The organism is Pseudanabaena sp. 'Roaring Creek', from assembly GCF_001402795.1.
Taxonomy (GTDB): Bacteria; Cyanobacteriota; Cyanobacteriia; order Pseudanabaenales; family Pseudanabaenaceae; genus Pseudanabaena.
The window spans coordinates 1-4,875 of the sequence record NZ_LIRE01000525.1; the positions used below are offsets into that span (position 1 = coordinate 1).

Sequence of the window (4,875 nt, forward strand, 5' to 3'; positions counted from 1 at the left end):
ACTAATTTTGCGATCGCAACTTTAGAAACCATTTAAGAATTCACTAGATCCCCCCCAGCCCCCCTTAAAAAGGGGGGATAATTAAATTCTTCCCCCTTTTTAAGGGGGATTGAGGGGGATCTCTTAGAGTTTTTGACCGCAGAAAGTAATTCTTAAATGGTTTCTTAGTTGCTAAAGCTTAGATCGGTTGAAAGTAAAAGGCAAAGCCTAAAATTGCATAGGTCGCCACTAATAAAGAACCTTCTAGCCAATTCGATCGCCCATCGGAACTAATCGAATTAGCAATCAGTACTGCTACAGCAACCGCCACTAACTCAAAGGGATTGAAATTTAAATCCATTGGTTTGCCCATAAACCAACCCACAATCACCAGTAAAGGTGCAACAAATAGGGCGATCTGCATACTCGATCCTACGGCAACTGATACTGAAAGTTCCATTTTGTTCTTCATGGCTACGGTAATTGCCGTTGTATGTTCGGCGGCATTGCCAATAATCGGTAACAAAATCACCCCAGTAAATAGCTCGGTTAAACCAAGCTGAGCCGTTGCTTCTTCTAGGGTTCCGACCAAGAGTTCGGATTCTAGAGCCACTAGCAAAGTCACCCCAAAAAGAACCGCAATCCATAGTCCTAAATTGATTTGTTGGGGATGTCCTTCCGATATCTCTGCGTCATCGGCTTCCGATTTACCGACATCATAGAGGTAGGCATGGGTTTTCATTGAGAATAGAAGCGTCAGGCAATAAACCACAATCAGCACGATCGCCACAGCGATCGATAGCTTTTGCAAAATTGCTTCGCTAATGCCCACCGATGTGAAATTTGCGGCTGTCGGTAACAGGATGGCAACCACAGCTAAATTCATGACTGATGCATTTAATCGCGCCATGGTTGGTTGAAATTCCTGCTCCTTATAGCGCAGTCCTCCCAGAAACATCGATAGCCCCATTACTAGCAATAGATTCCCAATAATCGAACCTGTAATGCTAGCTTTCACGACGCTAGTAAAGCCTGCATTTAAAGCCACGATCGCAATAATTAACTCCGTGGCATTGCCAAAGGTTGCATTTAACAAGCCACCCCATGACGGACCTAAAACTACTGATATTTCTTCGGTTGCCGTACTGAGCCAACCAGCCAAGGGCAAAATGGCGATCGCTGAAGTCACAAATACCAACGTGGAATTCCATCCTAGTAAATGACCGATTACGGAAATCGGTACAAACGCAAGTAAACCAAAGGAAAAGATTTTCTTAAACATAATCAGTCGTTTTAGCGTCAAGGCTAAATATACCTTGCTTCGCTAGCCTATGTACCACTCGTCTTTTGGGTTACTCACTCAAGGTAAAATGAAAAGTGCTATATACGCCGTAATTTTATAGGAACCCTATGACTGAACTTACCGCCGAACAACACCGTATCAAGATGCAGCGTCGTCAAGAAGTTCAGCATCAGCGGGTCGCCGAGCGTAACCTCGAAAAAGGGCTGATCATCATCAATACAGGCGATGGCAAGGGCAAAACCACTGCTGCGTTAGGAATGGTATTGCGATCGCTAGGACATGGGTATAAAGTGGCGATCGTTCAATTTATCAAGGGCGCGTGGGAACCTGCGGAAAAACTTGTATTTTCTATGTGGCAAGAGCAGTTGGTTTTTCAGGCTCTCGGTGATGGCTTTACGTGGGAAACTCAAGACCGCGATCGCGATATTGCTAAAACGCAAGAAGCATGGGAAGTGGGACTCAGCTATATCAAAAATCCCGAATACAAACTTGTCTTACTTGACGAGATAAATATTGCCTTAAAGCTCGGCTATCTCGATGTTGAAACTGTAATTGCTGGGCTTAAGGAAAAGCCTGCTGATTCCCATGTAATTCTCACGGGGCGAGGCGCACCTGCCGAATTAATCGAAGTTGCAGATTTAGTCACTAGAATGGAACTCGTCAAGCATCCTTTTCGAGAACAAGGCGTTAAAGCTCAAGCGGGTATAGAGTTTTAAAATCTAAAAGCCCATGCCGCCCGTTGCGTGGGCGGCACGGGCTTTTGTTGACGTATGGCTTTCCGAGAAGAGAAGGTTTTGATTTTGCCTTAACGTGAGTGGCGACAGTTATATAGCAGTAGCCAATTATGTTAGGACAAAATCAAAACCCAAAATCATGTTGTCGCGCGGAGCGCGACAACATGATTTTGGGTTTTATGTCCTGATACAGTTGGCGGTAGCTATACTTAGCAGAAAAAATAAAAACAAGAAAAAATAATTAAGCATGACAAAAATTGGTGTTGGTATTATCGGAACTGGTTTCGGTCAGATTATTCATATTCCTGCGCTGCAAATTCATCCTGAAACCGAGGTTGTGGCGGTCTATCATCGCGATCGACTTAAAGCGCAACAAATAGCGGACAAGTTCGATATTCCCCATGCTTGCGATCGCCTAGAAGATTTACTGGCGCTTCCGTCACTACAAGCCGTAACCATCTCTACGCCGCCAAGTTTGCACTACGAGCAGGCAAAAATGGCGATCGAGGCAGGTAAGCATATTTTGCTCGAAAAACCCGTAACAATGAACGCACAGGAAGCGATCGCCCTATATCGCCTCGCTCAAGAGAAACAAGTGGTCACAGCCACCGATTTTGAATTCCGTTATGTCCCGCAGTGGCGGTATTTTAAACATTTGCTAGATATCGATCGCGTTGGCAAAAAACGGATGATTGCGATCGATTGGCTGGTGCAAGGTCGTGCCGATCCCCAGCGCCTGTGGAATTGGTATAGCCAAAAAGCTTATGGCGGTGGCGCATTGGGGGCGATCGGTTCCCATGTCTTTGATTATGTCCGTTGGCTATTTGGCGATATTAAAAGCCTCTCTGGGCAACTCAGTACGGGCATTACCGAACGTCCCGATGCCAATGGTATTCTTTGTCCTGTGGATGCCGATGATACTTGCAACATTTTATTGGAACTTGTCGATGGTACTCCCTGCAATATTTCCCTCAGCACTGTCACCTATCGCGGTCGCGGTCATTGGCTCTCGGTATATGGCGAGAAGGGAACGCTAGTACTCGGAAGCTCCAATCAAGCCGATTACGTTCATGGGTTCAGCTTGCGACAGGGCAAACTCGATCGCCCAGAGATGGAAGTCGTCCCCATCCCGCCCGAATATGACCTACCGAAGACCTTTACCGATGGTCGTCTCGCGCCCGTTCTTGCCCTATGCGATCGCTGGGTACAGGCAATCAAAACTGGTCAAACCATGATACCTAGTCTCTATGAAGGGGCTTGGTCGCAGATGCTGATGGATATAACCCAACAGTCACATATCCAAAGAAATTGGATTGATGTCCCAACATCACTTTCTTAACTTGGTAAGTATAGCTGTCGCCAAGTGTATTAGGACATAAACCCCAAGACTTGACTGGCGGCGCTTTGCGCCGCCAGTCAAGTCTTGGGGTTTGATTTGTCCCCATTCAAATGACTGTAGCTATAAATCCTAGAAGAGTGTACCGCCCGCGTAGCGGGCGGTACACTCTTCTAGGATTTAAGTTTACTTATGCAGAACTACTTATTATTACAAATCAAACCCCAAAAGATGATTGGCGGCGCGAAGCGCCGCCAATCATCTTTTGGGGTTTGACCTTACTTAGACTTAGTTGTAGGTTCACTCACTGCGGGGGCAACTGGATCGGCTAAGGGTGGCGGTGGTGGCGGTGGCAATGGATCGGTAGCAGTAGGTGCAGTCACAGGCACGGTCACTGGGGTTGTGACTGGTGCTGAATCTACCGTAGCAGCAGGAACAGGCTTGGTTGGCACTGATTCTGACATCGCCGAAGGTGGCGTAACTAGAGGCTCGGTTGTTGGTGCAGGCGATTTAGAGGAAGTCGCATCCCTTTGTTGACGGGCTTGTTCTGCCAACCTTCTTTGTTCTGATTCTTGTGCAGCTAGTTCGGACTCCCGACGGCGACGCTCCTCATTTTGGCGTTGAAATTGTGAACCTTCTTCCTCAAAGGTAACGCGCACTTTAACGTTAGTTCTCCCGCCTTCAGGCACTGTTTTAGGATCAAATTGCCATTTACTCATTGCTTCGATAGTTTCGCGATCGGTTTGCTCATCACCGCTCGTCTGGCGCAAACGCACATTGATCACTCTACCGTCAGGAGCGATATCATAAGTAACTCTCGGCGTTCCCTCTTTGCCGCGATATTGGGGCTTGGGGCAACTCAAGCATTCAAGTTTTGGGGCTCTGGTATCAGTAGGCGCATTTGGAATAGTTGGCAAAACATTATTTTGATTGGCATTAGCATTGGGCTTGCCATTAACATTCCCGCCGACTACACCATCTTTTTTGCCATTAGGGTTACCATTAATTTTGCCGCCAAAGATAAAGCCTGTTGGAATTTTGGCATTCCCAAATCCACTACCAATTCCATCCTTAGATATCACTGCCCCCCCACCTTGCTGGATCTGACTATCGCTATTTCCTTTAGTTAATAGTGGTTTCAAATTATCTGGCGCAGCCGCATCTTTGCCCTCCTTTAAGATCGTCGTTTCAGGCGCGAGGGCGATCGCTGGAGTCTCATTAATCTGGGGTTCCTCAGTTTTGGTAACTGGTTCGGGTTCCTTCGTAATTTCTGAGACTTTATCATCAGTACTTCTTGTCGGATCGACGACAACTTCCATTATATCCTCTGACATTTGGGGTAAAGGTCTCCACAATGTAGGGGCTGGGGCATTCATCACAGCAGCATGAATACAGGCAGATCCAAAAACACCTATGAATAGTAAGGATGCTAAAGTGCGATTTTCTCGCTGTGATTGAACATCATGACGATCGGGGCGATCGGATATATTCATAGATTGGACTCCTGCTTAGTTACCTTATAT

Annotated in this window: 4 protein-coding genes; 2 read left to right on the plus strand and 2 right to left on the minus strand. The window is 46.5% G+C overall.

The features are described 5' to 3' along the window. Positions 1-178 precede the first annotated feature (178 nt). Positions 179-1,261, minus strand: a complete 1,083-nt coding sequence (gene cax, locus AC805_RS15935; RefSeq protein ID WP_055076333.1) for a calcium/proton exchanger — start codon at positions 1,259-1,261, stop codon at positions 179-181. A gap of 128 nt (positions 1,262-1,389) precedes the next feature. Here cax and cobO point away from each other — a divergent pair, with 128 nt between their 5' ends. Then, on the plus strand, positions 1,390-1,998 hold the full coding sequence (gene cobO / locus AC805_RS15940; RefSeq protein WP_055076334.1) for a cob(I)yrinic acid a,c-diamide adenosyltransferase: 609 nt from the start codon (positions 1,390-1,392) through the stop codon (positions 1,996-1,998). A 265-nt stretch (positions 1,999-2,263) separates the two neighbouring features. Next, entirely contained in the window at positions 2,264-3,355 is a 1,092-nt protein-coding gene (locus AC805_RS15945) for a Gfo/Idh/MocA family protein (RefSeq protein WP_055076335.1), read from the plus strand. Between the two features lie 275 nt (positions 3,356-3,630). Here AC805_RS15945 and AC805_RS15950 read toward each other — a convergent pair whose 3' ends face one another. Then, entirely contained in the window at positions 3,631-4,845 is a 1,215-nt protein-coding gene (locus AC805_RS15950; protein WP_055076336.1) for an energy transducer TonB, read from the minus strand. Between the last annotated feature and the right edge of the window lie 30 nt (positions 4,846-4,875).